Below are 16,418 nucleotides of genomic sequence, written 5' to 3' on the forward strand. Positions count from 1 at the left end.
ACAGGTTGTGCTTGCACTTTGATAGCGTCTGTTCTGCCTGTTCCCTACCGCAAGGAATTCCATTGTGTCAGCCAATACTCCCGCAGCAGCCGCACCCGCCAAAAGCAAGAAGATGCTGTTGATCATCATCGGCGTGGTGGTGGCTGTGCTGGTGATTGGAGGGGGCGCAGCAGCATGGTTCATCTCCAGTCGGTCGCATGCAGCTGAGGACGAAGAGGGCGGCGGTGCACCTGCGGCTCACAAGGAGGCGCCCAAGGTAGCCCCCACCTTCCTGCCCCTGGAAAACATGGTGGTCAATCTGGCTGATCCTGGCGGTGATCGCTTTGCCCAGATCGGCATTACGTTGGAGCTGGAGGATGCAAAGACTGCAGAACAGGTCAAGCAGTACCTGCCGTCGATCCGCAGTGGAATCCTGATGCTGGTGTCGCAACGCACGTCCACGGAGCTGCTGCAGCGCGAGGGCAAGGAAAAGCTCGCTACTGACGTCTTGCGCGAGGTCTCGCGCCCTCTGGGCTACTCGGTGCCGTCAGAGCGTGAGCGTGCAAAGGCAGCTGCTGCCGCTGAGCAGGACGGAGATGCAGAGGAACGCCCCGCCGCGCGCAAGCGCACAGAGCGCAATCCTGTGCGCAAGGTGCTCTTTTCGAGCTTCATCATCCAATGAGCCAGCCGGGTAAGGACCAGCCATGAGTGATTCATTTCTTTCGCAGGAAGAGGTTGATGCCCTTCTGGAAGGGGTCACTGGCGAGAGCCAGAAGTCCGTTGAGGAAGTGGCTGAGGCGGGGTCGGTACGCAATTACGACATCTCCAGCCAGGAGCGCATCGTCCGTGGCCGCATGCCGACGATGGAAATCGTCAACGAGCGGTTTGCACGCAACTTTCGCATCGGACTCTTCAACTTCATCCGCCGCAGTCCTGAAATTTCGGTGGGGACGGTGTCGGTGCAACGCTACAGTGCTTTCCTGCGAGAGCTGGCGGTGCCGACGAACTTCAACATCGTGGCGATCCGCCCCCTGCGAGGCAGCGGACTCATCGTCTGTGAGCCTTCGCTGGTCTTCGGCATCATTGACACCCTCTATGGTGGGGTCGGTAAGTTCCAGACCCGCATTGAGGGGCGTGATTTTTCGCCTACCGAGCAGCGTGTCATCAACCGGCTCGTAGATGTGATCTGCGCGGAGTACAAGAAGGCGTGGCAGGGGATCTATCCGCTGGAGCTGGAATACCAGCGCTCGGAAATGCAACCCCAGTTCGCCAACATTGCTACGCCCAGCGAGATCGTGGTGTCCACGGCCTTTCAGCTGGAAATTGGCGACCTGTCGGGCGCCATCCATATATGCATGCCTTATGCAACGCTGGAGCCGATCCGCGATGTACTGTATTCGTCCACGCAGGGCGATTCCATTGAGGTGGACCGCCGCTGGGTGAATGTGCTCAAGCGTGAAATCCAATCCGCAGAGGTTACGCTGGTGGCGGAGCTGGCGAAGGCCGATGCCACCGTAGAGCAACTGCTGGCCATGAAGCCGGGTGACTTCATCGAACTGGACCGCGAGCCCCGTATCCGTGCATCGATCGGAGGGGTTCCTATTTTTGAATGCCAGTATGGAACCCACAATTCCAAGTACGCCATCCGCATTGAAGAGTGCCTGCGCACTTCGGACATGAGTTGGCTGGGAGAGAAAAATGGCAACTGAAGAAGATAACAAGGACGCAGGCGCGGACGATCCGTTTGCGGGTTGGGCCGAGGCGCTCGAAGAGCAGAAGCGGACGGACGAAAAACCGGCGGACGCAGAGCAGGGAGGGCCACTTTCCGGCGAGCCCGTGCGACCATTTTCCGGTGCTGCGGGCGGTGATACCGTCAACGACATCAACATGGTGCTGGACATTCCGGTGCAGCTGTCGGTGGAGTTGGGGCGCACCAAAGTGCCCATCAAGTACATCCTTCAACTGGCACAAGGTTCGGTGGTGGAGCTGGATGCACTGGCAGGCGAGCCCATGGACGTGCTGGTCAATGGCTACCTTATCGCCCAAGGCGAAGTGGTGGTGGTCAATGACAAGTTTGGTATCCGCCTGACCGATGTGGTCACGCCGTCAGAACGTTTGCGGCGGGTGAGCCGTGGATAGTGGGAGCATGACCCAGACGCTGCTGGTCGTGGTGCTTTTTGTGGGCGCCATGGCTTTGCTTCCCTGGGCTGTGCGCCGGCTGCAGCAGCGCCAGTCCTCCGGGACGCTGGCTGCCGGGGTGGCGTCACGCGTGGTGTCTGCAGTGGCCGTCGGCCCTCAACAGCGGGTAGTGACGGTGGAAGTCGGCCCTGAACATGCGCGTACTTGGCTGGTGCTGGGCGTCACCGCTCAACAGGTCAGTTGCCTCCACGTGCTACCAGTGGCGGCCAAGGGGGCTGGGGACGCCGTGAACGTTTCACTCCCGACAGAACCATCGTTTGCTCACGAGATGCGAGCTGCGTCCGCTGATTCTGGAAAGTCCGCGCATGTCTGAGCTCGCATCCTTGCTCCCAAGGCGCGTAGCGCGAACAGCTGGGCGTGCTTTGCCTTGGGCCGTTGCTGTTGCCAGCGTGGTAGCGCATGGCTCCGCTTGGGCTCAAAGTCCGGGCGCATTGCCACTGGTTGTTGGCAGTGGGCCATCTGGCGCCAGCTACTCGGTACCCATTCAGACACTGCTGTTTTTCACGGCGTTGTCTTTTTTGCCCGCTGTGCTGCTGATGATGACGGGCTTTACACGGATTGTGATTGTGCTGTCCTTGCTGCGTCAGGCCTTGGGGACGCAGTCGGCTCCTCCCAATCAGGTCATCATCGGGCTGTCACTGTTCCTGACCTTTTTTGTCATGGGCCCGACGCTGGACCGTGTGTACCAGGACGCTTACGTTCCCTATACCAACAACACCATCAGCTTCGAACAGGCGCTGGACAGGGCAGAGGCGCCGATGCGCAGCTTCATGCTCAAGCAGACGCGGCAATCTGACTTTGCGCTGTTTTCCAGGCTGGCACGTCTTGATCCCAAAGTGACGGCTGAGACGGCGCCCATCCGTGTGCTGGTGCCGGCCTTTGTGACCAGCGAGCTCAAATCGGCGTTTCAGATCGGGTTCATGATTTTCATCCCGTTTCTTGTCATCGACATGGTGGTGTCCAGCATCCTCATGTCCCTGGGCATGATGATGTTGTCCCCGGTGTTGGTGGCATTGCCGTTCAAGCTGATGCTGTTTGTGCTGGCAGACGGCTGGAACCTGCTGATCGGCTCATTGGCCGCCAGCTTCGTCACCTAGAGGATTCCGCCATGACTTCACAAATGGTGCTGACCATTGGGCGTGACGCCCTCACCCTGCTGCTGATGATTTCCATGCCAGTGCTGGGGGTGGTCATGGCGGTGGGCTTGTTGGTCAGTATTTTTCAGGCTGTCACGCAGATCCATGAAGCAACGCTGGCGTTTGTGCCCAAGCTGATTGCGGCCATGGTCGTTTTTGCGATTGCTGGGCCTTGGATGCTCAGTACCCTGGTGGACTTCATCCGCCGGACAATCGAATCGATCCCGTCGATGATTGGATAGCACATGCCAATCTGGGCACTTGGCGGCCTCAGGACAATGCTGGGCTGCTGGAGTCAGCGACGAGCACTGGGGGCGGCCGTGCCTTGGCCGTCAATGCACCCAGGCCTCGCCGGTGGAGGAGGGGCGTGATCACCTTCTCCGAAGCTCAGATCATGGCGTGGCTGTCTCCCATTCTGTGGCCCTTTTTGCGCGTGCTGGCATTGTTTTCCGTGGCCCCAGTGTTCTCCATGCGGGTCGTGCCCATGCGCGTAAAAATCGGTCTCGCTTTCCTTGTGGCTTTGTGTGCGCAAGGTGTTCTGGGCGAGCAGCCTGTCATCAGCGTGAACGGCCGTGAGGCGCTGGGCACGGTGGCGCAGCAGGTGGCTGTGGGGCTGGCGATCGGCTTTTCGGTTCGCCTGGTGTTCACAGCCGTTGAGCTGGCTGGTGAAATCATTGGCCTGCAGATGGGGCTCAACTTTGCATCGTTCTTTGACCCCACGTCCAACGGTCAGATCAGCGCCGTGGCCCGGTTTTTTGGCCACATGTCCATGCTGCTCTTCATTGTCATCAATGGCCATTTGTTGATATTGATGGCCGTGGTCAAAAGTTTTGACCGCTTTCCAGTCGATGGAAATTTTCTGCAGGCGTTGGGACAGATGCGGTTGTATGAGTTGGGTGCTTCGCTCTTTTCCAGTGCGCTCTGGATTGCCATGCCCATGATTGCGCTGCTGCTCTTCGTCAACCTGACCATGGGCATCATCTCGCGTGTGGCGCCGCAAATGAATATCTATGCAGTGGGTTTCCCGGTCACGCTCACGGTGGGGATGCTGGGCATAGCAGCAACGTTGCCGATGCTGGAGCAACCGGTGTTGGCGTTGATGCAACAAGCCGTGGATCTGTTCTCTGTTGGCAGGTAGGGCCGTCACTTACACCAGTTGATTGCGGATGGCGTAAACGGTGAGCTCAGCATTGTTCGAAAGCTTCAATTTTTCGAGAACCCGTGAGCGGTACACACTCACGGTTTTGGGACTCAGCATCAATTCGTCGGCAATGTCAGACAGGCGCCGGCCCGATGCAATCTTGACCAGGGTTTGCAGCTCTCGTTCGGAGAGCGCCGCATGGGGCACCTCCGGCGTGGGTTGAGCCAGGCTGTCCGCAAGCATCTGGGCCACTTCGGCAGTGAGGTACTTGCGCCCCTGCATCACCGTGCGCACTGCCGCAATCAGCTCCACCGGATCGCCGGCCTTGTTGGCGTAGCCTTGGGCTCCCGCCTTGAGGCAGCGCAGCGCGTATTGATCCTCGGGGTACATCGAAACCACCAGCACCCGGATGGTCGAGTGGGTCTCGCGCAGGCTGGCCAGTACTTCCAGGCCGCTGCGTCCGGGCATGTTCAGGTCCAGTAGCAGCACATCACAGGCAGCCGTGCGCAGAACTTCACGCAGCTCAGAATACCCGCCTGCTTCGCCGGTCACCTGAATGTCCGGTGCTTCGGCGAGTGTGTCGCGAATGCCGCGCCGCAATACGGCATGGTCGTCGCACAAGACGACATGGATCACTGGGCATCTCCTCGAGCGGATGTGGGAGGAGATGGTAACGGGACGGACAGAATGACCGACGTGCCCTTGCCCGGCCGACTGCTGATGTCCAGCCATCCCCCTACGGTGCGTGCACGCTCTTGAAGGCCCTTGAGGCCGAAGGCTTTTGGTTTGTCGCGAACTGTGGAATCCATGCCACGGCCATTGTCCGCGACCTCCAGGGTCAGTACCCCTTCCTTGTCAGACAGTTCAATGTCCACCTTGCTGGGCTGCGCGTGCTTGGAGATATTGGTCAATGCTTCTTGGGCAGTACGGTATGCCACCAATTGAATGTCGGTGGGTATATCGATGGTTTCGCTGCTGCTCTGCATCCTTGTGGTGATGCCCGTCCTGCGCTCAAAGCCCGTGGCCAGCCACTGGACAGCCGCCACCAGCCCTTGTTCCAGGATGGGTGGGCGCAGGTTCATCATGATGCGCTGGCTGGCGCCAATCGCGTGTTGCAGCATGTCCACCGCAGAGGTGGCATGCTCTTGCATGGCAGGATCGGTACTGTGGCGCCCTATCCAGGCTACGTCAAAGCGTACTGCGGTCAGTGCGCCACCAATGTCGTCGTGGATCTCGCGAGCGATGGCGGCCCGCTCATGTTCGATGGAGGTCTGCAGATGCTCGGCCAACTCGGCCAAGCGGCGTTGCGACGTGGCCAGCTCGGCAATAGCCTGCTCGCGCGCGTTGCGTGCTTCGTGCACTTCCAGGGTGCGGGCAATTACATGCGGGAGGCGCTGGATATCGTCTTTGAGCAGATAGTCCGCTACCCCGAGCCGCATCGCGTCAACCGCTGCGGGCTCGCCAATGGCACCTGAAAGCAGCACAAAAGGTGGGTGATGCGGTTTTTGCGCCACATGGGCCCAGGCATCCAATGCGGTGAAGCCTGGCAGGCGGTAATCTGCCAGGATGATGTCAAAGCGGCCGGTGTCCGTCAGTCTTTGGAATTCAGAAAGGGTGTCAACTCGCTGGAGGTGGCAACGGAGCCCTGATCGACGCAACGCACGCGCTGCCAATTCGTGATCGGCCGGTGAATCTTCAAGATGGAGGATTTCAAGGGTCTGGTCTGGTGTTGCAGGGCCCATAGGAGCGCTATCATAGGATACAAATTGGAACAAACAAGGGTGTTTGTCCGGTTGGGATGGTTTGTGCGTCAGCGTCCAATGGGCGCGGATGCTCCGGTTTGCTCGGGGGCCTTGGCTGGTTACTGATGCAAGTATCGTAGTCCTGTGTATTTGCGTGTTTTGCTGCTACGTGCTGCGATGGAGAAACGATGCAATCTACGCTAACAACGCCTGGAGGACCTGCTGTCCAGGTTCCCGTCATGGTGGCGGCAGAGCTGCAGGACTCTTTGTTGGTCGTGATGCACGACTTGCACCGCCTGGAAGGCTTGCTGAACCACGCCACCGACAACCTGCTGGAACGGTTTGGAGAGGCAAACGCCATGTTGACAGATGCTGTAGTGGCGGACTCCCCGGAGTTGGTGGCCGCGCGCACGGCGTTGCGCAGCGCAGTGACTGAGCTGCAGTTCCAGGACATGGCCTCCCAACTGATATGGCACACCACCAAGGTGCTGCAGGGCTGTGCCTTTCGGCTGGCCTCGGAAGCCATGGGGCATGAAGAAGGTGAAGATGCAGCGCCCTTTGCGGAGATGGCGCCCGACAGGCCGAACCCTGTCACCCAAAGCGAGATGGATGCAGGTTCTGTGGACCTGTTTTGACGTTCACATCACTGGTTACCTTATATATTCAAGTCAGTTGGAGCCATACATGCAATCGATCCTTGCCGTTGATGATTCACCTTCCATGCGCAAAATGGTGTCGTTCACCCTCACTGGTGCCGGCTATCACGTCGTGGAGGCAGTGGATGGGCAAGATGCCCTCGAAAAGGCTGAGACGCACAACATTGACCTGGTGCTGGCAGACCAGAACATGCCACGTCTTGATGGCATTGGCCTGACCCGCAAACTGCGCGAGCATCCCAAATTCAAGACCATTCCCATCCTGATCCTGACGACAGAGTCGAGCGATCAGATGAAGCAGGCGGGCCGCACAGCGGGTGCCACGGGATGGCTGGTAAAACCTTTTGATCCGAATCGCCTGATCGAAGTCATCCAGAAAGTGATCCGCTGAGCCGGGTTGACTGAGATCATTTAGTACACAGGAGCCCACCATGGCGGAAACCTACCAAGAAGGATCAGGTGCAGGCGCTGACTTCGACCTCAGCCAGTTCTATCAGATCTTTTTCGAGGAAGCGGGTGAGAACCTCGACCAGATGGAGCAGATGCTCCTGAATCTGGACCTGAGCAGTGCCAACGACGAAGAGCTCAACGGCATCTTCCGCTGCGCTCACTCGATCAAGGGAGGTTCTGCCACCTTCGGGTTTTCTGACGTGGCCGAGCTGACCCATCAGATGGAGTCCCTGCTCGATCGTCTGCGCCGCCATGAGCTGCAGCCCATCCCTCAGATGGTGGACGTTCTCCTGGAGTCTGCGGATGCTTCGCGCAGCCTGCTGGCACGGCATCAGGCGGGTGGACAAGGTGAGGCGGTTTCCACCACCTCCCTGGTTCGCCGAATCAGCGACCTGGCGGCAGGCTTGGTGCCCGGCGATGCTGCACCTGTGGTCGCAGCGCCGCCTCCTCCTGCACCCGCGCCGGTGGCAGTAGCTCCGGCTCCTGCGCCCAAGGTTTCTGCGCCTGTTGTGCCAGGGCAGGCACGACAGCTGGAAATCCAGATCGGGCCACTGGACCGCCCCGAGCAGGCCGACGCGATCAAAGAATTGTTCCGAGACATTCCCGGTTTGGGGGCGATCCGCGATGTCCCGGGCAGCCAGGCCAATACGCGGGTCTTTGCGGTGGAAACGACGTCCACCAACGATGATCTGCTGGACCTGTTTGCGTTCCATGTTTCCAAGGACCAGGTGCTGATTCGTGATGCTGCCGCTTCTGGTGACGCTGCCGCCGCAGATGCAGACGACGAGCCTGTGGTTGCCGTGGATACCTCCGGGGGCGAAGCGCCTTATGGATTCTTCAACGGCGCACCCGGAGCTCCCCATGGTGAAGCTGCGGCGGCTGCCCATGCGCCTGTCGCGCAAGCTCCCAAAGCTGCGCCCAAGGCGAGCGCCGAGCCCAAGGTGGCGATGCAAGCACAGATGGAGTCCACCACCATCCGCGTGGATGTGAAGAAGGTCGATCAACTGATCAACCTGGTGGGTGAGTTGGTGATTACGCAGGCCATGTTGGCGCAGAACAGCCGGGGCCTTGATGCTGGGGCCTATCAGCAATTGCTGGCCGGGTTGGCAGATCTGGATCGCAACACGCGCGACCTCCAAGAGTCGGTGATGTCGATCCGCATGATTCCAATGTCCATCGTTTTCAGCCGCTTCCCGCGCATGCTGCGCGATCTGGCGAACAAGCTGGGCAAGAAGGTGGAGCTGGTGACCCTGGGTGAAGCCACCGAACTGGACAAGGGCTTGGTCGAAAAGATCACCGACCCGCTGACCCACTTGGTGCGTAACAGCTGCGACCACGGTATTGAAATGCCTGCCGATCGTCTTGCCAAGGGCAAATCCGAGCACGGCACCATCACCTTGTCGGCGTCGCACCAAGGTGGGTCGATCGTGATCGAGGTGCGTGACGATGGTCGTGGCCTGTCGCGCGAGAAGATCCTCAGCAAGGCCCAGGAGCGCGGCATCGAGGTGTCCGATCAGATGAGCGATGCCGATGTCTGGCAGCTGATTTTTGCTCCAGGCTTCTCCACGGCCGATGAGGTGACCGATGTGTCAGGCCGTGGGGTCGGCATGGACGTGGTCAAACGCAATATCGCAGCGCTCAACGGCTCGGTAGAGATCGATTCTGCAGAGGGCTACGGCATGAAGGTGTCCGTTCGCCTACCGCTGACGCTCGCCATCATGGATGGCATGTCGGTGGGGGTGGGCGAAGAGGTTTACATCCTTCCCCTGTCGTCGGTGGTGGAATCGTTCCAGGTCAATGCGGACGATGTCAGCACCGTGGCGCAAGGCTCGCAGCTGGTCAAGGTGCGCGACGAATACATGCCTGTCATCGCGCTGGAGAAGATCTTCCAGGTTCCGCGCTTTGACCTCAACAAATCCAGCAACATCATGGTGGTGGTCGAGGCTGACGGAAGCCGTGTGGCCTTGCTGGTGGATGAGTTGCTCGGCCAGCATCAGGTGGTCGTCAAGAATCTGGAATCGAACTATCGCAAGGTGCCCAATGTGTCGGGCGCCACCATTTTGGGTGACGGCACCGTGGCCTTGATTTTGGACACGGGTGGCTTGGTGCGTCGGGCGCGCCACTAGATACAGGTGCGGGCGCCCCTGGGGGCGCTGCGCCGCCATGAAAGGAGAATGCACCATGAGTGTGATCGGTAAAACTGCAGACGCTGCACCAACGGGTGCTCGTGAATATCTGACGTTCCGCCTCGACCAGGAAGAGTACGGCATCGACATCCTGAAGGTGCAGGAAATCCGGGGCTACGAACCTCCCACCCGCATTGCGAACGCGCCAGACTTCATCAAGGGCGTGGTCAATTTGCGCGGCACGATTGTTCCCATCGTGGACATGCGCATCAAGTTCAACTGTGCGCAGGCGGACTACAACAGTTTCACAGTGGTCATCATCCTCAACCTGCGCAACCGTGTGGTGGGCATTGTGGTGGATTCGGTGAGCGATGTGATGGAGTTGACACCAGAGAGCATCCGTTCGGCACCTGATATCGAGAGTGCGATCGACAACAGCTGCATCTTGGGCTTGGGGTCCGTGGGCGAGCGCATGCTGATCTTGCTGGATATTGAAAAGCTCATGTCCAGCGTGGACATGGGCCTGGTGACCGCCAACGAATAAGGCGTAGCAGTCAGCAGTCAGCAGCCAGTGGTGGCGCAGGCGCATGTCAGGCTGTGAGCTGTGCTCACAGACCTTTTGGAGCGAACAGGACTTCCCCTCGGACGATCAATATGGCCCAAACCACCAGTGCTTCGGCGTCAGTCCGGTCAGGCCCAGCCCGGGTAGATCCTGCGTATGCCGCAGCCGCAGCCGCAGCGCCCTCTGGCCCTCTGGCCCAGGGGCGAGAATTTGTCTGGACCAATGCAGACTTTGCCCGTGTGCAGGCGCTGATCTATCAGCGCGCTGGCATCAGCTTGCATGATGGCAAACACGCCATGGTGTACAGCCGCCTGTCGCGGCGGCTGCGCGACACGGGGCACACCAGCTTTCACGACTACCTGAGCTGGCTGGAGAACCATGACGGGCCGGAGTGGCAGGAGTTCGTGAATGCGCTGACCACCAACCTCACGGCATTCTTTCGCGAGCAGCATCATTTCGAGATTTTCGCGTCGCACCTGCGCTCCAAGCCATCCGCCAACTGGCGGGTCTGGTGCAATGCTGCCTCCACGGGCGAAGAGCCTTACTCCATCGTGATCACCGCGTTGGAGGCGCTCGGCGCCAACGCATCTTTCAAACTGACAGCCAGCGACATTGATTCGCGCGTGCTGGCCACCGCGGCGCAGGGCGTGTACCGGCTCGACGGTGTGAAGGGCTTGAGCCCTGAGCGCTTGCAGAAATTCTTTCTCAAAGGCAAAGGCGGGAACGCGGGCATGGTCCGCGCCAAGCCGGAGTTGCGGCGCGCCATCGACTTCATGAGTGTGAATCTCATCCGCGACGATTGGCCATTCAAGGAGCCCTTTGACGTGGTTTTCTGCCGTAATGTGATGATTTACTTTGATGCCCCTACACAGCGGCGCGTGCTGGAAAGAATCCACCGTGTGCTCAAACCGGGTGGCATGTTGTTTGTGGGGCACGCAGAGAACTTCAGCGAGTCCAAAGACCTGTTCACCCTGCGTGGCAAGACGGTGTATGAGCGCCGCTGACCTGTCCATGTTGTCCTGCACATTGCACCCATGACCAACATTCAAACAGGTTCATCCCCTTCCAATGCTGCTGCTGTGCCCGGCAGTTCCGAAAGGCGCCGCGCTCCGCGTATTGCGCCGCTGAGCGCCGATATCTACAGCTCTGGCAACGGGCCCGCGCGCGAGTCGTCGCTGCAGGAGCTCAAGGCCCGCAGCCGCAAGCCAGGAGAGGCCTCGTTTTTTTACCTTGATCACCACTTCCAGCACAACGCGGTGAAGGTGCTGCCTGGTGAGTATTTCGTGTCGGATGAGAACATGGTCATCATGACCGTGCTCGGCTCGTGCATCGCTGCCTGCCTGTGGGACAGCCGCGCACGTGTGGGAGGAATGAACCATTTCATGCTGCCGGACGGCGATCTGGCGGACGCATCCGGGCGTTATGGTTCCTACGCGATGGAGCTGTTGATCAATGAAATGCTCAAGCTCGGTGCACGCCGTGAAACCATGCAGGCCAAGATTTTTGGAGGGGCCCAGGTGATGCACAACTTCACCACCATGAATGTGGGTGAGCGCAACACGAATTTTGTGTTGAACTATTTGCACACTGAGCGCATTCCGATCGTCTCCGAGGACGTGCTCGACATCTATCCGCGCAAGGTGGTTTTCTTTCCAGTGACCGGCAAAGCGATGGTGAAACGGTTGGCGCATGCCCATCCCGAAGCCCTCGTGGCCCAGGAGGTTCGTGGCAACGCGGCCACTGTTGCCAAGACCACGTCGGGTGGTTCTGTGGATCTGTTTTGATAAAGGTTTGAGTTAATGAGCAGGAAAATCCGGGTGATCGTGGTGGACGATTCGGCGCTTGTCCGTAGTCTGCTGTCAGAGATCATCAACCGCCAGCGGGACATGGAGTGCATTGGCACGGCCAACGACCCTTTGGTGGCGCGCGAGATGATTCGCGAATTGGATCCGGATGTCATCACCCTGGACGTTGAAATGCCACGCATGGACGGCATTGATTTTCTGGGGCGCTTGATGCGTCTGCGGCCGACTCCGGTAGTGATGATCTCCACGCTGACCGAGCGTGGCGCGGAGGTCACCATGAAGGCCCTGGAGTTGGGCGCCGTCGACTTTGTGGCGAAACCGCGTGTGGGGCTGGCCAGCGGGCTCAACGATTTGGCGGCGCAGATTGTGGACAAGATCCGCGTTGCTGCCGTGGCGCAAGTGCGCCGCGCCCCTGTGCGTGATGCAGGCCCAGCCTCCAGTGTTGTGGGGGGCACTCCTGTGCCCCACGCCGTACCCGCAGCGGGCCTGTTGGGGCGCCTTTCCACCGAAAAGCTCATCTGCATTGGGGCGTCCACCGGTGGTACCGAAGCCATCAAGGAGGTGCTGGTCCAGATGCCTGCGGATTCGCCAGCGATCGTGATCACCCAGCACATGCCTCCCGGGTTTACTACCAGTTTTGCGGCCCGTTTGAACGGGTTGTGCCAGATCACCGTCAAGGAGGCGGTGAATGGCGAGCGCATTCTGCCCGGCCATGCCTACATCGCACCGGGCGGCACACAGTTCCATGTGGCGCGCAGTGGCGCCAACTATGTAGCGGTGGTGGACGATGGCCCTCCGGTCAATCGCCACAAGCCCTCGGTCGAGGTACTCTTCAAGTCCGCAGCAGCGGTGGTGGGGCGCAACGCGTTTGGCATCATGCTCACGGGCATGGGCAACGATGGGGCTGTTGCCATGCGGGAGATGAAAGACGCCGGCAGCTACAACTATGTGCAGGATGAGGCGACCTGCATCGTGTTTGGCATGCCGCGGGAAGCCATTGCCCACGGTGCCGCCGACGAGGTGCTGCCGCTGGGGCAGATTGCTCCTGCCTTGATTGCCCGGTTGCGCGGAACAACGGACCGCCTGCACCACCGGATTTAAGGGCGATTACCGAGCCCTGGCGGCGGGCCTTCACCATGTGTGTCCCCGCCAGAGCCTCGCGCCATGAACCGGTTTGGCGCCTATTCAGAGAGTGCTGTCCAGCGCTCCAACGCGGTCATCAGCTCCTCGTCGATGGCGGCTGCTCGGCTTGTCAGGGCTGCCGCGCGTGTGGGGTCAGTACCAAAGAGTGAGCCGTCGGAAAGTGCGTCTTGAAGGGATTTCTGTTCCGTCTCTAGCGCACTGATCAGACCAGGCAGTTGATCCAGTTCGCGCTGCTCTTTGTAACTCAGCTTCTTTTTTGATAGCTGTGCAGGCTTATTTAATGTGCGCTCCGGCGTGCTTTGGTTGGAAACTTCCGGTGTGGGTGGTTTGGAGGACGTTGCAGCAGCTGCTTGCAGTGACCGACTGCGCTTGGATTGGAGCAACCAGTCTTGGACGCCGCCTTCGTACTCGCGCCACAGGCCGTTGCCTTCAAAAGCGAGGGTGCTGGTCACCACGTTGTCGAGAAAGGTGCGGTCATGGCTGACCAGGAACACCGTGCCTTCGTAGTTTTCGAGCAATTCCTCCAGCAGATCTAAGGTGTCAATGTCTAGGTCGTTCGTGGGCTCATCCAGCACCAGGACATTGGCCGGTCGAGCGAACAGCCGGGCAAGCAGCAGGCGGTTGCGTTCCCCGCCGGACAGCGACCGCACTGGGGAGTGCGCGCGCGCGGGGGAGAACAGAAAATCGCTCAGATAGCTCTTGACGTGTTTGCGCTGATTGCCGATCTCGATCCATTCGCTGCCAGGGCTGATGAAGTCTTCCAATGTGGCGTCGAGGTTGACGGCGTGGCGCATCTGGTCAAAGTAGGCTACTTGCAGGTTCGCTCCCTGCCGGATGGTGCCCTTGTCGGCCTGCAGTTCGCCCAAGATCATCTTCAGCAGCGTGGTTTTACCGGCGCCGTTCGGGCCGATCAGGCCCACTTTGTCCCCGCGCAGTATCGTCCCGGAAAAATTGTGAACGATGGTTTTGTCGCCGAAGGCTTTGCTCACTCCTTGCAGTTCCGCCACGATCTTGCCCTGGTAGCCGTTGGAGCTTCCGGTGGCGACATCCATGCGCACACTGCCAACGACCTCACGGCGGGCCTCCCGCCGGGCGCGTAACTGTTCCAAGCGGCTGATACGGCTCTGGCTGCGGGTGCGGCGCGCTTCCACACCACGCCGAATCCAGATTTCTTCTTGTGCCAGGAGCTTGTCGGCCTTGGCGGCGATCACTGCCTCCTGCGCCAACTGCTCTTCTTTCTGAATCTGGTATTGAGCAAAGTTACCGGGGTAGGAGCGCAATTGACCGCGGTCCAGCTCCACGATGCGGGTGGCCACACGGTCAAGGAACGACCGGTCGTGGGTGATGGTCACGACGCTGCCCGGAAAGTCCAGCAGCAGGTCTTCCAGCCACTCGATGGAGTCCAGATCCAGGTGGTTGGTGGGTTCGTCCAGCAGCAACACGTCAGGGCGTGCCACCAGCGCCTGCGCCAGCGCCACGCGTTTTTTGGTGCCGCCAGAGAGTGCTCCGACCACGGCTTCCGGGTCGAGATGCAACCTCTGCAGGGTTTCTTCTACACGCTGCTCCCAGTTCCAGGCGTCGTAGGCCTCGATCTCCGATTGCAATGCATCCAGATCCAGTCCATCCGCCCCCGAGAGGTATTGATCGCGGATAGCGATCACGCGTTGCAGGCCTTCGGAGGCTGCCTTGAAAATGGTGGCATCGGGGTCTAACGTTGGCTCCTGTGCGACGAAGGCAATGCGTACCCCCTGCTGAACTTGCAAAGAGCCATCGTCCGGCTTGGCAAGTCCTCCCAGGATTTTGAGTAGGGAAGACTTTCCCGCGCCATTGCGGCCAATCAGGCCAACCCGCTCAGCGGTCTCCAGGGAAAAGCCGGCGTGATCCAGCAGTGCAACATGCCCAAATGCGAGTTGGGCGTCCAGTAAGGTGATAAGTGCCATAGAGCGGGATTATCCGTGTCGCGCTCTGGCGGGACTTTTGCGCCAGTCACATGATTGAGGGACAGCCGGTCGGGCGTAACTTTGATTGGCGGAAAATTCCGCGATCAGTTACGCAGCGACTTCTTCAGAACCTGTCGCGCCCCTGCAAGCGTGCAAGGACGCGCAGGTCTTCCCCGATCCTGTCTACCGTATGGAAGCTGAGGGCATGTGCCTCGGCAAGTGTCGCCAAGGGAGCTATCTGGGCCAATCCCATGCCCTCGCCCATCAGCTTGGGGGCGAGATAGACCAGTAGTTCATCGACCAGTCCTTTGCTCAGCAGCGAGCCATTGAGCTTGTAACCTGCTTCCACGTGCAGTTCATTGATCTCCCTGCGCCCGAGGTCTTGCACCATCGCGGGTAAGTCCACCTTGCCGGCACTATTCGGCATTGTGATCACGGTGGCGCCAAGGGATTCGAGCGCGCTGCGTTTTTTCTCGTGTGCAAAGGCTGTATAGATATAGACCGACCGGTTCGCTGCGAAAAGCAAGGCATCCAGAGGAACAGCTAGCTCGCTATCTACCAAAACGAGTGAGGGTTGCCGATCGGTGGGTACATCCCGCACATCCAGTCGTGGGTTATCTGCGAGTACGGTCCCGATGCCGGTCAACACCGCGCAAGCCCTTGCGCGCCATGCATGTCCGTCGGTACGAGCGGCGGGACCGGTGATCCATTGGCTTGCTCCATTGGGCAAGGCGGTCACACCGTCGAGCGATGCAGCTGCTTTCATGCGGACCCAGGGCGTTTTTCGAATCATCCGACTGAAAAATCCCAGGTTCAGCTCCCTGGATGCTTCCGCCCGTTGCCCTACCTCTACAGCTACCCCCGCCGCACGCAGGCGCGCAAACCCATTGCCCGCCACTGCGGGGTTGGGGTCGGCAATCGATGCGACGACCTTGGCGATACCTGCCTTAATGAGTGCATCGCAGCAAGGACCCGTACGTCCGTGGTGTGAGCAAGGTTCTAGCGTGACGTAGGCGGTAGCACCTTGAGGGGAATAGCCCCTCTGCTCTGCGTCGCGTAGAGCCATCACCTCCGCATGTGGCCCCCCCGCGCGCTGGGTGGACCCCTGGCCAATGATGGTGCCGTCGTGGTCGACGAGCACGCAGCCCACGCGGGGGTTGGGCGATGTCCTGTAGAGAGCCTCATGGGCAAGATCCAATGCCGCCTTGGTGTAATCCGTCATGGTTGGTGTCGATGAAAAAGCGACTGGTACGGGTTGTAGTCACAGCAGCTTACGCGACGTTCGCGAGATGGCTGTTGACGCAACGCCCATGGAGACCGCCAGAAAGAGCGGGGCTTTCCTGTTCCTGGATGCCCTGGAGGCAGCGGTGGCGGGCATGCGGGACTGAATCTCTAATCGCATGAGCGGGGCTGGGACGGGCAAATCCACGGGTTTTCTCGGCTGCCTGTTGTAAACCGTGCTATAGTCGAGGGCTTCGCTACTGAGACCTGAGCGCAAAAGTGTTGGGGTTGATGGGGTGGTTTGTGGTGGTGCTTAGG

At 59.8% G+C, this 16,418-nt stretch carries 18 protein-coding genes; 14 read left to right on the forward strand and 4 right to left on the reverse strand.

Annotated features, from left to right (window positions below; genetic code table 11):
* Positions 1–64: 64 nt before the first annotated feature.
* The 7 genes from fliL to fliR all read left to right on the forward strand — a co-directional run bounded on the left by fliL (position 65) and on the right by fliR (position 4,452).
* A complete protein-coding gene (gene fliL, locus ASD75_RS22020; protein ID WP_056748047.1) occupies positions 65–661 on the forward strand; it encodes a flagellar basal body-associated protein FliL in 597 nt (198 codons plus the stop codon).
* A gap of 22 nt (positions 662–683) precedes the next feature.
* Complete coding sequence (fliM, locus tag ASD75_RS22025) at positions 684–1,688, forward strand: flagellar motor switch protein FliM (protein WP_056065744.1); 1,005 nt, start codon at positions 684–686, stop codon at positions 1,686–1,688.
* Positions 1,678–2,118, forward strand: a complete 441-nt coding sequence (fliN, locus tag ASD75_RS22030; RefSeq protein ID WP_015015804.1) for a flagellar motor switch protein FliN — start codon at positions 1,678–1,680, stop codon at positions 2,116–2,118. Before fliM ends, fliN begins: the two co-directional genes overlap by 11 nt.
* 7 nt (positions 2,119–2,125) lie before the next feature.
* Positions 2,126–2,491: a flagellar biosynthetic protein FliO gene (locus ASD75_RS22035; protein WP_056065746.1), complete on the forward strand. Its 366-nt coding sequence runs from the start codon at positions 2,126–2,128 to the stop codon at positions 2,489–2,491.
* A complete protein-coding gene (gene fliP / locus ASD75_RS22040) occupies positions 2,484–3,275 on the forward strand; it encodes a flagellar type III secretion system pore protein FliP (RefSeq protein ID WP_200938979.1) in 792 nt (263 codons plus the stop codon). The genes ASD75_RS22035 and fliP overlap by 8 nt, the downstream gene beginning before the upstream one ends.
* An 11-nt stretch (positions 3,276–3,286) precedes the next feature.
* Entirely contained in the window at positions 3,287–3,556 is a 270-nt protein-coding gene (fliQ, locus tag ASD75_RS22045) for a flagellar biosynthesis protein FliQ (RefSeq protein WP_015015801.1), read from the forward strand.
* A 125-nt stretch (positions 3,557–3,681) separates the two neighbouring features.
* Entirely contained in the window at positions 3,682–4,452 is a 771-nt protein-coding gene (gene fliR / locus ASD75_RS22050; protein WP_056065753.1) for a flagellar biosynthetic protein FliR, read from the forward strand.
* A 9-nt stretch (positions 4,453–4,461) separates the two neighbouring features.
* Here fliR and ASD75_RS22055 read toward each other — a convergent pair whose 3' ends face one another.
* Both ASD75_RS22055 and ASD75_RS22060 read right to left on the reverse strand, forming a co-directional pair.
* Positions 4,462–5,091, reverse strand: a complete 630-nt coding sequence (locus ASD75_RS22055) for a response regulator transcription factor (RefSeq protein ID WP_056065755.1) — start codon at positions 5,089–5,091, stop codon at positions 4,462–4,464.
* Positions 5,088–6,197, reverse strand: a complete 1,110-nt coding sequence (locus ASD75_RS22060; protein ID WP_056748049.1) for an ATP-binding protein — start codon at positions 6,195–6,197, stop codon at positions 5,088–5,090. Before ASD75_RS22060 ends, ASD75_RS22055 begins: the two co-directional genes overlap by 4 nt.
* A 188-nt stretch (positions 6,198–6,385) precedes the next feature.
* On the opposite strand from ASD75_RS22060, the gene ASD75_RS22065 reads away from it, so the two are divergent.
* The 7 genes from ASD75_RS22065 to ASD75_RS22095 all read left to right on the forward strand — a co-directional run bounded on the left by ASD75_RS22065 (position 6,386) and on the right by ASD75_RS22095 (position 12,897).
* On the forward strand, positions 6,386–6,832 hold the full coding sequence (locus tag ASD75_RS22065) for a hypothetical protein (RefSeq protein ID WP_056065760.1): 447 nt from the start codon (positions 6,386–6,388) through the stop codon (positions 6,830–6,832).
* A 49-nt stretch (positions 6,833–6,881) separates the two neighbouring features.
* Positions 6,882–7,244, forward strand: a complete 363-nt coding sequence (locus ASD75_RS22070) for a response regulator (RefSeq protein WP_015015796.1) — start codon at positions 6,882–6,884, stop codon at positions 7,242–7,244.
* A 40-nt stretch (positions 7,245–7,284) separates the two neighbouring features.
* Complete coding sequence (locus ASD75_RS22075; protein ID WP_056748051.1) at positions 7,285–9,429, forward strand: chemotaxis protein CheA; 2,145 nt, start codon at positions 7,285–7,287, stop codon at positions 9,427–9,429.
* A 55-nt stretch (positions 9,430–9,484) separates the two neighbouring features.
* Complete coding sequence (locus tag ASD75_RS22080; protein ID WP_015015794.1) at positions 9,485–9,973, forward strand: chemotaxis protein CheW; 489 nt, start codon at positions 9,485–9,487, stop codon at positions 9,971–9,973.
* A gap of 110 nt (positions 9,974–10,083) precedes the next feature.
* The gene (locus ASD75_RS22085) at positions 10,084–10,995 is read left to right on the forward strand and encodes a CheR family methyltransferase (RefSeq protein WP_056748053.1); all 912 of its coding nucleotides are present in this window, start codon (positions 10,084–10,086) and stop codon (positions 10,993–10,995) included.
* Between the two features lie 30 nt (positions 10,996–11,025).
* Positions 11,026–11,775, forward strand: coding sequence for a chemoreceptor glutamine deamidase CheD (gene cheD / locus ASD75_RS22090; protein WP_056748055.1), 750 nt, complete (start codon positions 11,026–11,028; stop codon positions 11,773–11,775).
* A gap of 15 nt (positions 11,776–11,790) precedes the next feature.
* Positions 11,791–12,897, forward strand: a complete 1,107-nt coding sequence (locus tag ASD75_RS22095; RefSeq protein WP_056748057.1) for a chemotaxis response regulator protein-glutamate methylesterase — start codon at positions 11,791–11,793, stop codon at positions 12,895–12,897.
* An 80-nt stretch (positions 12,898–12,977) separates the two neighbouring features.
* Here the strand turns inward: ASD75_RS22095 and ASD75_RS22100 are convergent, their stop codons facing one another.
* On the reverse strand, positions 12,978–14,879 hold the full coding sequence (locus tag ASD75_RS22100) for an ATP-binding cassette domain-containing protein (protein ID WP_056748059.1): 1,902 nt from the start codon (positions 14,877–14,879) through the stop codon (positions 12,978–12,980).
* A 124-nt stretch (positions 14,880–15,003) separates the two neighbouring features.
* Positions 15,004–16,101 carry a bifunctional diaminohydroxyphosphoribosylaminopyrimidine deaminase/5-amino-6-(5-phosphoribosylamino)uracil reductase RibD gene (gene ribD / locus ASD75_RS22105; RefSeq protein ID WP_056748061.1) on the reverse strand — a complete coding sequence of 366 codons (1,098 nt, stop codon included), beginning with the start codon at positions 16,099–16,101 and terminating at the stop codon, positions 15,004–15,006.
* Between the last annotated feature and the right edge of the window lie 317 nt (positions 16,102–16,418).

Origin of the sequence: Acidovorax sp. Root568 (genome assembly GCF_001427445.1) — a bacterium.
Lineage (GTDB): Bacteria > Pseudomonadota > Gammaproteobacteria > Burkholderiales > Burkholderiaceae_C > Acidovorax > Acidovorax delafieldii.